Below are 13663 nucleotides of genomic sequence, written 5' to 3'. Positions count from 1 at the left end.
GGTCGAGGTTGCGCGGGATGCGGGAGCTGGGAGAACAGCGGCGGTCAGTGCGGGTCGTCGTAAGGTGACCCATGTGAGGAGACATATTGCGTTTGAGCGTCTGCACAACTTCCGGGATCTGGGTGGCTACTGGGCCGCTGATGGCCGCACGGTGCGCTGGGGTCGGCTGTTTCGTTCCGACTCGCTGGGTAAGCTGCGGGGCCAGGACTGGGATCGTTTCCTCGCCCTGGATATCCGTACCGTAATCGACCTTCGATATCCCTGGGAGATCAAACGCAGTGGACGCGTCCCGCACTATCAGGAGCTGTCCTACCACAACCTGAGTATCGAGCATCAGCCGTATAACCAGGCAGGCCTAGACTCGGACGTCGAGCCCGCCCGTTTCCTGGCCGACAGGTACACCGAAATCGCCCACGACGGCATCAAGGAGCTGCGGCGTGCATTGAATGTCATTGCCGACAGCACCACTCCGCTGGTCTTCCACTGCCACTCCGGCAAAGATCGCACCGGTCTGCTGGCCATGCTGGTTCTTGCTCTGCTCGGGGTACACGAGGACGACATCGTCGCCGATTTTACCTTGACCGAGCTAGCCACCGAACGCCTGGTCGCTGAATGGCACGCTGATTACCCCGACCTGACTCTCAGGTGGCCCGCCTACGGCCGCGCCCCTGCTGAGATCATGCGGTTCTTCCTAGCCGACCTGATTACGCGGTACGGGTCGGTGTATGGCTATGCCGCTGAGCAACTCGACGTTGACGACGGCCTGGTGACAGCACTTCGCAGACAGCTATTGCATCCCTGAATCTGTCCCGCGAACCCGCAACCTGTGGGGGAAATTAAATATCGCCGTCCGTTACAGCACGCCTTATCGTCCGCGACTGAGATCGTTGCGCTGTATTTTGGAGGGAGGACGGGGCTGCGGGGAAGAATCTGAATCAGTACGGCTGGGGTTGTTCCGGAGACTGCGGGGAAAGGCAAGCGCAGTAATAGTCGCAGGAACGGTCGGGGATGAAGACTCAAGCGCGGCCCCTTGTGAATTGAGCGGAGCGGTGATCCTGGATCTGGGGGTACGCCAGGCCATGGAGGTGTCGGGGAGGTGGATGATCCAGTCAGTGTCACGGAAGTGGGAGGAGAGAGCGCGGCCGAGCCGGGTCGCGTCGAACGGTCCGCTGGATTCGAAGACGCCCAGGGACAACGGCCTGGGCGAACGCCCAGATGTGGCGGGAACTGGAGAAGCCCACCCCCGACCCCACGGCGGTGGCGAAATGGCGAGAGCAAGTCGATAGCAGCATGTCCTCGCGGCTCTCCAGACGAGAGACGGCGGCCTGGCCGACCCCGAGCTTCTTGGCGACCTCAGCCTGCGTCATCTGCGCGGCTTTGCGGATCATCGCGAGGTTCATTCGTGTGGGCCCGGTCCGTCTCCGCCGCCTCGTGCGCCTTGGCGACGTCGGCGGCAAGCTGGGGGTCGGACAGCAGCCGGTCAAGATGGTCGTTACCGCGGACGAACCTCGACTGGCCCGGGCTGGTGTCCTCTGCCATGGCTTCTCCTCGAAGGATGTCTCACGCTTCCACTGGTCGATCATCGGATCGGCGCGGACGGTCACCCCTCATGCCACTCTCGGAACGAGAGCACACGCGCGGGTCAGATGACCGGGGCGTTTTCGGGGAGGGGGTCGGGGACGCGGACGGCGAGGAAAGTCGCCTCGCGGCGGAAGCGGAAGCCCAGCGAGAGGTACAGCCGGATCGCGTTGGTGTTGGTCGCGACCGCGTGCAGGAACGGGGTTTCGCCGCGTTCGCGGATGCCGGCGGCCACCGCGCGCACCAACCGGCCTCCCAGCCCCTGGCTGCGGAAGGCGGGATCGGTGCAGACCGCGCTGACCTCCGTCCAGCCGGGTGGGTGCAGCCGCTCGCCAGCCATCGCCACGAGCGCGCCGTTGCGGCGGATGCCCAGGTAGGTGCCCAGTTCGATGGTGCGGGGCAGGAACGGGCCGGGTTTGGTGGCGGCGACCAGGGCAAGCATCTCCGGCACGTCCGACGGCTGGAGCCGGACGGCTTCGTCGTCGGGCGCGGCGGCGAGACCGTCGCCGACAAGCTGCACCCCGGCACCGCGCCTGACCACTTCCCACCCCCGTGGTGGCGGCACCGACACCCCGGCGAGCGGGACCAGCGCCCCCGGGCCGGCAAGGGCCGCCATGTCGTTCCAGTCGGCGGCGTCGGGCTGTTCGGGCAGTGCCACGAACGGGGAGACGTCGACCGGGTAGCGCAGCACGTTGCCACGCCGTTCGGCGAGATGCGCGTGCGCCCCGGTCAGCGACCAGCGGGCGGGGTTGTCCAGTGGATGCCGCTGGTCCGGGTCCTGCCGGCTGGCGGGGATGCGGCTCAACGGCGCTGCCACTCCTGGGCCAGCAGCTGGTAGGAGCGGACCCGGTCCGCATGGTCGTGGGTGATCGTGGTGATGATCAGCTCGTCGGCGCCGGTGGCGTCGCGCAGCTGCTCCAGTTGGTCCGCGACCTGCCCCGGCGAGCCGACGAACTGGGTCTCGACACGGTCTGCGACCAGCTCGCGGTCGGCGTCGCTCCACACGTGCCGGCGTGCCTCCTGCGGGGTCGGGAACGGGATGGCCCCCAGCGCGGTGCGGATGCTGTGCACCCACAGCCCGTAACCGGCGGCCAGCTCCCGCGCGGTGGCGGTGTCCTCGGCCACGACGACGTCGGCCGAGACGCTGACATAGGGCCGCTCAAGCTCGGCGGACGGGCGGAACGCGGCCCGGTAGCCCTCGGCGGCCTCCAACACGGTGGCAGGGCTGACGTGGTAATTCGCGGCGAAGCGCAGCCCTCTCTCCCCCGCGACGGTCGCGCTCTCACCCCCGCTGCTGCCGAGGATCCAGACCTGCACCTGCGCGCCCTCCCCGGGGACCACGTGAGCCTGTTCGCCCTCAGCGGAACGGTAGGTGCCGGCCAGCAGGGCAAGGACATCGCCGATCTGCTCAGTGTAGTTCTGCGACTGCGCGCCGGGGAGCTGCAGGAGCCCCTTCTGCAGCTCGAAGCGCGGCGAGTTGAGCAGATGCTCGAAGGAGAACCGGTGTGGGACGCGCAGCCCGTTGGGCGCGCGTCCGTCCACGACGGCTGTGCCGGCGCCGAGCAGGGCCGGCTCACGCTTCACCTCGTTCGGACGCCCGCCGGAACGACCCAGGCCAAGGTCGAGACGCCCGGGGTGCAGGGCGTCGATGAGCCCGAACTCCTCCACCGTCGACAGGGCGGTGCGATGCCCGAGCTGGACGGCGCCGGAGCCGAGCCGGATCGTCGAGGTGGCCGAGGCCGTCAGCGCCAGCAGGACCGCCGGCGAGGTGCCGGCCACGCCGGGGTTGAGGTGGTGTTCGGCGAACCAGTACCGGGCGTAGCCGAACCGCTCGGCCCGCTGGGCGAGATCGATGCTGTTGCGCAGCGCCTGCGCCGCGGTCGATCCGGCGGGGATCGGGACGAGGTCCAGGACGGCGAGCGGAGTCGTGACCATGACAGGCTTCCTTACTCATAGACACGGCCTAGACGGCGGCGGGCGCGGGTCCGTCCACGGTCGGTAACGATGCGGCGGATGACGATGCGTTCGGTGACGACGGCGACGACGAGGACGGCTGAGACGACGAGGAGAGCGGGGCGGACGGGGACGGCTCGGCGAGCACCGGGGCCCACGGCCAGGGCGGGTCCGGGATCTCGCGGCGCAGCACCGGGGCGATGTCGGACTGGAACAGCTCCAGGCTGGCGCGGTGCTGGGCGTCGGTGAGGCCGCCGGCGTCGGCGTGCAGGTGCAGCACGCTGTGCCCGAACCGCTCGTGGTAACGGTGCACCTTCTCGATGACCTGCTGCGGGCTGCCGATCAGCGCGGAGCTGCGTTCGACGAAGTCCTCCAGCGTCGGGAACACCGGTTCCACATCGAGCCGCCGCTGGAAGGCGAGATACCCCTCGAACACCGGCCGGTAGGCGGCGATGGCGTCCTGGGAGTTGCGTTCCGCGTAGTAGCCGGCCGTGCCGGCACCGACCGCCGCCAGCGCCGGGTCGTGGCCGTAATGCTCCCACCGCTCACGGTAGTACTGGACCAGTTCGGCGTACGGCTCGATCGGGTTGGTGACGTTGGCCGAGAACAGCGGGTCCCCGTAGCGGGCGGCCAGATCGACCGACTCCCTGCTGGTGGCGCTGCCGTGCCAGACGCGGATCGGCTGTTGCAGCGGCCGGGGCCAGACCTCGGCGTCCCGCAGCACCGGGCGGAACCGTGGGTCGGCGGTGATCCTGTCCTCGCGCCAGATCCGGCGGAAGAGCTCGTAGGACTCGGCGTTGCGGTCCCACTGGTCGTCGGGGGTGACGTGGAACAGCTCCCGCTGGGCGGCGCCGTTGCCCTTACCGATGATCAGCTCCAGCCGTCCGCCGGAGAGGTGGTCGAGGGTGGCGTAGTCCTCGTACGCCCGCACCGGGTCGAGCAGGCTCAGCGTGGTGACGGCGGTGAACAGCCGGATCCGGCTGGTGAGCGCGGCCAGGTGGCTGAGCACCACCGGCGGGGAGGAGGAGATGAACGGTCGTTCGTGCCGTTCGCCCACCCCGAAGCCGTCAAAGCCGAGTTCCTCGGCCAGCAGCGCGTTGTCGATCACCTCGCGGAACCGGTCGGCGGTCGACTTCCGCGCCCCGGTGACCGGGTTCGGGGCATGCACGATCAGGGTGATGGTCAGGAACTTCACGACACGGCCCTCGCCGCCGACCCCGGCCCGGCAGCGGACGCACCGGGCGCGTCGGACGTGCCTGACACGGCGGGGACGAGCGGCGCAAGACCGAGATGGTCACGCAAGGTAACGCCTTCGTACTCGGTGCGGAACACGCCCCGTTCCTGCAGCAGCGGGACCACGGTGTCGACGAAGCCGTCCAGCCCGCCGGGGGTGACGTGCGGGACGAGAATGAACCCGTCGCTGGCGTCGGCCTGCACAAGATCGTTGATCGCGCTGGCCACCGTCGCAGGGGAGCCGACGAACGTCTGCCGCCCGGTGACCTCGATGATCAGTTCTCGGGTGGAGAGGTTCTTCGCCTCGGCGAGCTGGCGCCACTGGTTCGCGGTGGCCAGCCTGTCCCCGAACATGCGCACGCTGGCCCGGCCGCGGGCGACCGTGTGCTCCCCGGGATCGGGGTCGACGGCGGGCAGCGGCCCGTCCGGGTCGTGGTCGGAGAGGTCACGGTTCCACAGCTGCTCGAGGAACTGGATCGCCGTGCCACCACTGACCTGCTGGAGCCGGACCTCGTGCGCGATCTCGGCGGCCTCGGCGTCGGTGTCGCCGAGCACGAACGTCGCCGCGGGCAGGATCAGCAACTGGTCGCGGGCACGGCCATAGCGGGCCAGCCGTCTCTTGACGTCGGCGTAGAACGCCTGCCCGGCCTCCAGGGCGCCGTGCCGACTGAAGATCGCGTCCGCGCCTGAGGCGGCGAACTCCCGCCCCTCGTCGGAGTCGCCCGCCTGGAAGATGACGGGACGTCCCTGCGGGCTGCGCGGGACGTTGAACTGGCCGGCGATGTCGAAATGCGCGTCACGGTGGGTGAACCTGCCCGGGTGCGGGTCGCGCAGGAACACCCCGGTCTCCCCGTCGGCGACGATCTCGTCACCACGCCAGGAGTCGAACAGCGCCCAGGCCGTCCGCAGGAACGTCCTGGCCCGCGCGTAACGCTGATCTTCGGGCAGGAAGCCGCCGCGGCGGAAGTTCTCGCCGGTGAAGGCGTCCCAGGAGGTGACCACGTTCCACGCCGCCCGGCCGCCGGAAAGATGGTCGAGGCTGGCGAACTGCCGCGCCACCTCGTAGGGCTCGTTGAACGTGGAGTTGATCGTGCCGGCCAGGCCGAGCCGGTCGGTGACCGCGGCGAGCGCGGCCAGCACCGTGAAGGTGTCCGGCCGGCCCACCACGTCGAGGTCGTGGATCAGCCCGTTCTGCTCGCGTAGCCGCAGCCCCTCGGCAAGGAAGAGGAAATCGAACTTTCCGCGTTCGGCGGTCCGCGCGAAATGGACGAAAGAGCCGAATTCGATATGACTGCCCGCCGCCGGATCACTCCACACGGTGGTGTTGTTGACGCCTGGAAAGTGCGCGGCGAGATGGATCTGCTTGATCGGCCTGCTCATCGTCCGATACCCCTTTCAGACGGTTGCCAGCGCGGCCGTGGGCCGGCGGCGCGGCGGTGTCAACACGAGCGGCGCTGTCAGCGCGAGCGGGAACAGGCCCATCCGGTCACGACGCGCGGGAGCCGGTAGGGTCGGCGGCGACAGACCAGGTCGGGCGCGGCGGATCGTCAAGTGCGGCGGATCGTCGGGTACGACGGGCCCGAACTGGATCCGGGCCGGACCCGATCAGGTCGGGCGGACAGCGCGTATGTCAGAAATGCTCAGGTCAGCGGGGCTCGGGTCAGGGTGGACAGAGCGCGCCGGCGACACGGCACAGATCGATGTGCCGGCGCAGAAACGAACTGATCACACCACGTCGTGACCCGGATATGCGGACGGCAGACGGGCCTGGGATCAGCCGCATGCGCCGCCACCTCCTGTCGATCGATACTTCCCGCCGATCGATGCCCGGCCGGCCCTGCCCGACGCCCGGCCCGTGGACCGAAACGCCCAGCCGGCCCCACGTCTTCGGGGCGCCCGCCGCGAGGGAGGCTGCCAGCCGGCGAGCCTCGCCGGCCAGCGAGGCCACAGCCCGCCGCCGACACTCATGACCTTTCTCGAAGGTACCACCGTGAGCCACCGGCAACGCCTATTTCCCATCGATATACTCGGCATTGTTTGATCATTCGATTCTGATCAATTATCTTGATCGATTATTTTGATCGATCGCCTTGATCAATTACCTTGATCGCCCGTGCTTGATCGCCCGCGCGGAATACGAGAGCCGCGGACATGCGGCCGAATCGATTTCCGCCGGGCACGGCTGACGGAAGATCGGATCGGCGGATGACCACAATGACCGCACACGCCCCGAACGCCCGCCCGAACGTGGTCGTACTATGACCACGCGCTACCACTGGTTCCTGCCAACCGGGGGTGACGGCCGGAGCCTGGCCTCCGGAGTGCACGGGCTCGGCATCGGCGGGGTGCTGGAACCCGCCCGCGCCGGCCGGCCCGCGTCACTGACCTACCTCACCCAGCTGGCGCAGGCCGTCGACTCGCTCGGCTACGAGGCGGTGCTGACCCCGACCGGCGCGCACTGCGCCGACGCCTGGGTCGTGTGACGGCGGCGCTGATCGCGCAGACCCGCCGATTGAAGTTCCTCGTCGCGTTCCGTCCCGGCCTGATCGAACCGGCGCTGGCCGCCCACATGGCCGCGACCTTCCAACAGCTCTCGGACGGCCGGCTGCAGCTCAACGTCGTCACCGGCAGCAGCGGTGCCGAGCAGCGCGCCTACGGCGACCAGCTCGACCACGACGCCCGCTACGCGCGGGCCGAGGAGTTCCTGCGGATCGTGCGCCGACTGTGGAGCGGCGCCGAGTTCGACCACCACGGCACGTTCTACGATCTTGAGAATGCCGTGCTGCGCGACCCGCCGACTCCACTGCCAGAGGTCTACCTGGGCGGCTCGTCCGAGGCCGCGATGGCCGTCGCGGCCCGGCAGGCCGAGGTCTACCTGAGCTGGGGCGAGCCGCCGGCCCTGCTTGCCGAGAAGATCGACCGGGTGCGTGAGCTGGCCGCGGAACAGGGCCGGCGGCTACGGTTCGGCCTGCGCATCCACGTCGTCACCCGGGATACCGCCGACCGGGCGTGGGCCGACGCCGACCGGCTCATCGCCGGCCTGGACGACGCCGCGATCTCCGCCGGGCAGCGACGGCTGCGCACCCTGGAGTCGGTGGGCCAGCGGCGGATGCTCGACCTGCACGGCGGCTCGCGCGACCGGCTGGTCGTGGGGCCGAACCTGTGGGCGGGCATCGGCCTGGTGCGCGGCGGCGCCGGCACCGCCCTGGTCGGCAGCCACGAGGAGGTCGCCGAGCGGATCGCCGAGTACCGCGCCGTCGGCGTCGAGGAGTTCGTCCTGTCGGGCTACCCGCACCTGGAGGAGGCCTACGCCTTCGCCGAGGGTGTGCGTCCGCTGCTGGGCGAAGCGGCCTGACGCTGTTGCGACCATCTGGGGATCGCCTCCAGCAGCGCGCGGGTGTAGTCGTGCCGGGGGCTGGTGAACAGGTCGTCCGTCGGGCCGGTCTCCACGATCTGCCCGGCCCGCATCACCGCCACCCGGTGGGCGATCTGCCGCACGACGGCCAGGTCGTGTGAGATGAACAGATAGGCCACGCCGGTGTCGGCCTGCAGTTCGGCGAGCAGTTCGAGGACCTGCGCCTGCACGGACGCGTCCAGGGCGGAGACGGGCTCGTCGCAGACGACGAGCTGGGGTGCCAGCGCCAGCGCGCGGGCGATCGCGACCCGCTGCCGCTGCCCACCGGAAAGCTCGGCGGGTCTGCGTTCGAGGACCGAGGCCGGCAGCGCGACCCGGTCGAGCAGGTCCCGGGCGCGGGCGGTGCGGGAAGCCCGGTCGCCGACCCCGAACGCGCGCAACGGTTCAGCGATCACCTCTTTGATCGAGAACCGTGGGTCGAGGGACGCGTAGGGGTTCTGGTAGATGATCTGAGCCTGCCGGCGCAGCCGCCGCAGCCGCGCTCCCCTGGCGGCCGTGACGTCGTCACCGTCCAGCACGATCCGGCCGGCGGTCGGATCCACCAGGCGCAGGACGAGGCGGGCGGTGGTGGACTTGCCCGAACCCGACTCACCGACCAGGGCCAGCGTCTCGTGGCGGTTGACGGTGAAGCTGACGTCACTGACCGCGCGTAGCGTACGGGCGGAGCCGCCGGCCGTACGGGGCAGCGGGAACTCCTTGACGAGGTTGTCGACCACGACGAGTGGCTGCTCGGCGACGACCGAAGGTTCGACAGCTACCGAAGGTGACGTTCGGGCCCGCGGCACGGTATGCGCGGTGTGTACGACGGCGAGGCTCGGGGCGCTGTGCAGCAGTTGCTGGGTGTAGGGGTCGCGGGGGCTGTCGAGAATCTGGGCTGTGGGCCCGCTCTCCACGATCCGGCCCTGCGACATCACCGCGATGCGTTGCGCGCGGTCCGCGGCGACACCGAGGTCATGGGTGACGAGCAGGACGGCGGTGCCGAGCTCGTCGGCCAGGTGCTGGATATGGTCGAGGATCAGCCGCTGCACGGTGATGTCCAGGGCGCTGGTCGGCTCGTCAGCAATGATCATCTTGGGTTGTGCCGCGATCGCGATGGCGATCAGCGCCCGCTGCCGCATGCCGCCGGACAGCTCGTGCGGATACTGCCGGGCACGGATCTCCGGTTCGGCGAGGCCGGCCCGCTCCAGCAGCGCGACCGCCTCCAGCGGAGCCGAACGACGGGTGGCCAGCCGATGGATGCGCAGCACCTCTGCCACCTGGACGCCGATCCGTTTCACCGGGTTGAGGGAGACGGTGGGGTCCTGCGGGACGAGCCCGATCCGGGCACCGCGGATGGCACGAAGTTCCCGCTCCGACAGGGCGGCGAGGTCGTGGCCGCCGAACCGGACGCTGCCGGCGTCGATGTGTCCCCCGGCCGGCAGCAGCCCGACGATCGCGTGCGCCAGCGTGCTCTTGCCCGAGCCGGACTCGCCGACCAGTGCGACGATCTCGCCCGGCTCGACGTCGAGGTCGACGCCCTGGACGGCGGGCAACGGCCCGGTGCGGGTGCGGTACGACACGGACAGCCCCCGGATCGCGAGCAGGCCCGCGCCGGTGCCGCCGTGACTGTCGGTACGGTGATCGGTCATCGTTGGTTGGCCCATTCTCCGTCCAGTGCGCGGGCGATGCGGTTGGTCGCCAGTACCGTCGCCGCCACGGTCAGGCCGGGCAGCGTCGACAGCCACCACGCGTTGGCCAGGTAGTTGCGGCCGTCGGAGACGAGCGTGCCCCACTCCGGCGCCGGCGGCGCGGCGCCGTAACCGAGGAAGCTCAGTGAGGACACCGCCAGCACCGCGGTCCCGAAGTCGAGCGTTGCCAGCACGATGACCGGCCCTGTCGCGTTGGGCAGCACATGCCGTCCGAGCACGCTGTACCAGCGTGTCCCCGACGAACGCGCGGCCTCGACGAAGACGGCCTGGCGCACCCTGAGCACCTCGGCGCGCATGACCCGGGCGAAGCTGGCCACGCTGGCGATCCCCACCGCGACGGCGACCTTCACCGTGCCGTATCCCAGCGCCGTCACCAGCGCCAGCGACAGGAACAGAGCCGGGATGGACAGCAGCACGTCGACGAAGCGCATCAGCACGTCCTCGACCCAGCGGCCGACGAATCCGGCGACCAGCCCGAGTGTCCCACCGACGACGAACGCGACCGCGACAGCGATCAGCGTCGCCTTCAGTGACAGCGCCGCCCCGTGCACGACCCGGGCGTAGGTGTCGCGGCCCAGTTCGTCGGTACCGAACCAGTGGTGGGCGCTGGGCGGCTGGAAGTTGTCGGCCGGCACCCCCAGCAGCGGGTCACGCCCGGTGAACAACGTCGGCCAGAACGCGGCCAGCGCCACCAGCGCCACCACGATCAGCGACAGCACCAGGCCGGGGCGGCGCAGGAAGAACCGCGACAGCCGCCGCACGTCCACGCCCAGCCGCGGGCCCGGCGTCGGCGCTGTTGCTTCGACCTGTGCTTCGAGCCCGGCCCGGGTGGCCGGGTCGGCGGCCAGTGACCGGCTCACGGGGTGCTCCTTCGCACGCTCACGCGGTACTCCTTCGCGCGGTGGCGGCTACCACGATCCGCGGGTCCAACAGCGGGTAGATCAGGTCGACGACCAGGTTGACCAGCACGAAGACCAGCGCGCCGAAGACGACGACCCCCTGCACCACCGGGATGTCCTGGATGGAGACCGCGGCGGCGGTAACCCGGCCGAGGCCGTTGCGGGCGAAGACCGTCTCGATCACGACGGCGTTGGCCATCAGCTGCCCGACCAGCAGACCGATGATCGTCAGTGCTGGCAGGGAGGCGTTACGCAACGCGTGGCCGAGGTGGATGCGGGCCCGTCCGGCGCCCTTGGCCCGGGCCGTCTGCACATATGGCTCGTCCAGCGTGGTGAGCAGGCTCTTGGCCAGCAGCTGCGCGACCATCGCGCCGGTGGGGATCGCCAGGGTGACCGCCGGCAGGATCAGGCCACGCAGCCCGTCGTTGCCGAAGGCCGGAAACAGCCGTATCCGGAAGGAGAACAGCTGGACGATCATCAGACCGATCCAGAACGTCGGGATCGACACTCCCAGTGACGGCAGCGACAGCAGGATCTGCCGCAGCCAGCGCTGCGAGGTGTAGGTCGCGAACAGGGCCAGCCCGCCGCCGAAGAGCGTCGCGAGCAGCAGCGCCATGCCGGTGAGCTGCAGCGTCTGCGGCAGCGCGTCGGCGATCACGGAGGTCACCGACCGACCGGTGGACACCGAGTTGCCGAAGTCACCGCGCAGCGCCCTGCCCAGATAGTCGGCTACTGCACCAGCACCGGCTTGTCGAACCCGTACTGTTTCTTCAGCTCGTCAAGCCGCGCCGGATCGACGACGGAGGAGTCCATCCCGGCGCCGGCCATCGCCGAGACCGGGTCGCCGGGCAGGTAGTCCAGCACCAGGAACGACAGCGTGTAGGCCGCCCACAGCACGCCGACCGCCTGCGCGAGACGCCTGATCACGTAACGTCGCATCCGCTGCCCTCCTCTCGATCGACGCCGGTGTCCCGGCCCTCATGCCTTACGGCCCGCGGGTGTCCTGGCCCTCGCGCACCATCTCTCGCGCGAGGGCCGGGACCCCGCCCAGCCTGTTCCAGTAGGTCAGATTGCCGTCCAGCCACCGGCTGGTGCCGGTCAGCTCTTCCAGGTGTCGTGCAGCTGAATCCGGCTGGACGCCTCGAAGTCCAGGTTGTGGACGTTCTTCGACACGCCCAGCTCGGTCTGCAGCTCCACGACCGGGATGACGTAGGCGTTCTGCACGATCAGCTGCTGGGCCTGGGCCACCAGGTCCCGCCGCTTGGCCGGATCCGGCTCGGCCGCCTGGGCGGTGAGGACGCTGTCGAGCTGGGTCGGCGGCAGCCGGTACGCGTTCGCCAGCTGCGTGGAGTACAGGGTGCGCAGGATGTCGGGGTCGGCGCGGGTCAGGTTGCCCCACAGCACGTCGAAGTCACCCGACCGCTGGAGCTGGGCCGCCTGCGCGATCTGCAGCTCCTTCAGCACGATGTCGGCACCGACCGCCTTCAGCTGCTGCTGGATCAGCTCCAGCGTCGACTTGTTGGTGGCCGCGTTGGCGAACCAGCTCACCGTCAGGCGCAGCGGGACGCCGTCCTTCCGCCGGATCCCGTCGGCGCCGGGCACCCAGCCGGCTGCGTCCAGCAGCGATCTGGCCTGGGCGGCGTCGAAGCGCAGGTCCGAGCCGAGGTCCTTGTAGCTGGGGGTCGTGTGCGCCAGGATGCTCGTCGCCGGCTGGGTGCCGGTCGGGAACACCGTGTCGGCGATCTGCTTGCGGTCGATGGCGAACAGGATGGCCTGCCGCACCTTCTGATCCTGCAGGATCGGCCTGGAGTTGTTCAGCCCCAGGTTGAACACCACCCCCGGGTTGGCCCGTGCCTGCAGGTTGGCGCCGCCGCCCCGCAGCGCCGCCTCGTCGGCGCGGCTCACGCTGCCGATCGCGTCGACCTGGCCGGAGGTCAGGCTGGCGCTGCGCACGCCCGCCTCCGGGACCACCTTGAACGCGAGCGTGTCCAGGTACGCCTCGCCCTTCTTCGTCCACAGGGACGAGCCCCAGTTGTAGCCGGTGCGCTTCGTCAGCGTGATCGCCTGGGCCGGTTCGTACTTCGACAGCACGAACGGGCCCGACCCGATCACGCCCTCACCGCACCGCTGCTGCGGGGTTTTGGCGATGCTCGCCCCCGACACCAGCCCCAGCGAGAACGTCGACGTGGCCTGCAGGAACTGGGCGTTCGACTGTTTGAACGCGACCGCGGCGGTAAGATCGTCGACCACCGTGGTGCCCTCGTAACCGCTGAGGTAGCCCGTCCCCAGGACGGCCAGCGCGCCCAGCTTCGGTATCGCGTCGAAGTTGTCCTTGACCGACCGCGCGTTCACCGGTGTCCCGTCGCTGAACGTCGCGCCGGGCCGCAGGTGGAAGGTGAACGTCCTCGCGTCCGGGCTGATCTCCCAGCGTTCCGCCAGCCACGGCACGATCTCGCCCGTCCGGGGATCCTGGTCGGTCAGCGAGTCGACGATCTGCCGCAGCGAGTAGACCGTGTCGTTGCTGCCCGCCTGCTGCGGGTCCACACATCCCGCGTCCGAGCCCACCGCGAAGGTCAGCGTGCCCCCCGGGCGGGGCGCGCCGGCGCTCGAGCCGCTGGCGGGCTCGTCGTCATCGGAGGAGCCGCAGGCGCCCACCAGCGTCGCGGCCGCGGCGAAAGCGGCAACAACCACCGCCCACCGGGCGGGCCCAGACCGGGATGATCTATTCACAACAGTCCTTTCCTGCGAGGGAGCCGAGGGAGGCAACCGGCGGGGCCGTATGCCCGCATCCCTGAAATCCCGGGGACCATGGCAAAGCCACCGGGCAAACGACGAGCAGAACAATGCGTGGCATGACGGACACCTGACGCCGACCCACACAACGTCGGGATCACCAC

General features: G+C 69.8%; 11 protein-coding genes and 2 pseudogenes. 2 read left to right on the top strand and 11 right to left on the bottom strand.

Annotated elements, in window-relative coordinates:
- Nucleotides 1-73 precede the first annotated feature (73 nt).
- Entirely contained in the window at nucleotides 74-802 is a 729-nt protein-coding gene (locus CM1CMNOD_RS01630; protein ID WP_013871949.1) for a tyrosine-protein phosphatase, read from the top strand.
- A gap of 313 nt (nucleotides 803-1115) precedes the next feature.
- On the opposite strand, the gene CM1CMNOD_RS23825 is transcribed toward CM1CMNOD_RS01630, so the two are convergent.
- The 7 genes from CM1CMNOD_RS23825 to CM1CMNOD_RS24255 form a co-directional block, all read right to left on the bottom strand.
- Nucleotides 1116-1367: a helix-turn-helix domain-containing protein gene (locus CM1CMNOD_RS23825; protein WP_206438199.1), complete on the bottom strand. Its 252-nt coding sequence runs from the start codon at nucleotides 1365-1367 to the stop codon at nucleotides 1116-1118.
- Nucleotides 1354-1539, bottom strand: a complete 186-nt coding sequence (locus CM1CMNOD_RS01625) for a hypothetical protein (protein WP_013871948.1) — start codon at nucleotides 1537-1539, stop codon at nucleotides 1354-1356. The genes CM1CMNOD_RS23825 and CM1CMNOD_RS01625 overlap by 14 nt, the downstream gene beginning before the upstream one ends.
- Nucleotides 1540-1642: 103 nt before the next feature.
- Nucleotides 1643-2383, bottom strand: coding sequence for a GNAT family N-acetyltransferase (locus tag CM1CMNOD_RS01620; RefSeq protein WP_013871947.1), 741 nt, complete (start codon nucleotides 2381-2383; stop codon nucleotides 1643-1645).
- On the bottom strand, nucleotides 2380-3513 hold the full coding sequence (locus CM1CMNOD_RS01615; protein ID WP_013871946.1) for an LLM class flavin-dependent oxidoreductase: 1134 nt from the start codon (nucleotides 3511-3513) through the stop codon (nucleotides 2380-2382). The genes CM1CMNOD_RS01620 and CM1CMNOD_RS01615 overlap by 4 nt, the downstream gene beginning before the upstream one ends.
- A gap of 28 nt (nucleotides 3514-3541) precedes the next feature.
- Nucleotides 3542-4726 carry an LLM class flavin-dependent oxidoreductase gene (locus tag CM1CMNOD_RS01610; RefSeq protein ID WP_013871945.1) on the bottom strand — a complete coding sequence of 395 codons (1185 nt, stop codon included), beginning with the start codon at nucleotides 4724-4726 and terminating at the stop codon, nucleotides 3542-3544.
- Entirely contained in the window at nucleotides 4723-6144 is a 1422-nt protein-coding gene (locus tag CM1CMNOD_RS01605) for an NtaA/DmoA family FMN-dependent monooxygenase (RefSeq protein WP_013871944.1), read from the bottom strand. The genes CM1CMNOD_RS01610 and CM1CMNOD_RS01605 overlap by 4 nt, the downstream gene beginning before the upstream one ends.
- 280 nt (nucleotides 6145-6424) lie before the next feature.
- Nucleotides 6425-6547 (bottom strand): putative leader peptide, encoded by a 123-nt coding sequence (locus CM1CMNOD_RS24255; protein ID WP_431307066.1) that lies wholly within the window; start codon nucleotides 6545-6547, stop codon nucleotides 6425-6427.
- Nucleotides 6548-7022: 475 nt separating this feature from the next.
- Between CM1CMNOD_RS24255 and CM1CMNOD_RS01600 the strand changes: the two are divergent.
- Nucleotides 7023-8119 (top strand): annotated as a pseudogene (locus tag CM1CMNOD_RS01600) (LLM class flavin-dependent oxidoreductase).
- Here the strand turns inward: CM1CMNOD_RS01600 and CM1CMNOD_RS01595 are convergent.
- From CM1CMNOD_RS01595 to CM1CMNOD_RS01580, 4 genes and pseudogenes are all read right to left on the bottom strand, one after another.
- Entirely contained in the window at nucleotides 8071-9807 is a 1737-nt protein-coding gene (locus tag CM1CMNOD_RS01595) for a dipeptide ABC transporter ATP-binding protein (RefSeq protein WP_013871943.1), read from the bottom strand. The pseudogene CM1CMNOD_RS01600 and the gene CM1CMNOD_RS01595 sit on opposite strands and share 49 nt — an antisense overlap.
- Nucleotides 9804-10727, bottom strand: a complete 924-nt coding sequence (locus CM1CMNOD_RS01590) for an ABC transporter permease (RefSeq protein ID WP_013871942.1) — start codon at nucleotides 10725-10727, stop codon at nucleotides 9804-9806. Before CM1CMNOD_RS01590 ends, CM1CMNOD_RS01595 begins: the two co-directional genes overlap by 4 nt.
- Nucleotides 10728-10746: 19 nt before the next feature.
- Nucleotides 10747-11705 (bottom strand): annotated as a pseudogene (locus CM1CMNOD_RS01585) (ABC transporter permease).
- Nucleotides 11706-11864: 159 nt separating this feature from the next.
- Nucleotides 11865-13496: an ABC transporter substrate-binding protein gene (locus tag CM1CMNOD_RS01580; protein WP_013871941.1), complete on the bottom strand. Its 1632-nt coding sequence runs from the start codon at nucleotides 13494-13496 to the stop codon at nucleotides 11865-11867.
- Between the last annotated feature and the right edge of the window lie 167 nt (nucleotides 13497-13663).

The organism is Protofrankia symbiont of Coriaria myrtifolia (assembly GCF_900634755.1).
Taxonomy (GTDB): Bacteria; Actinomycetota; Actinomycetes; order Frankiales; family Frankiaceae; genus Protofrankia; species Protofrankia coriariae.
Note: the sequence above shows the minus strand (reverse complement) of the source record. Positions and strands in the feature narration are given on the sequence as shown.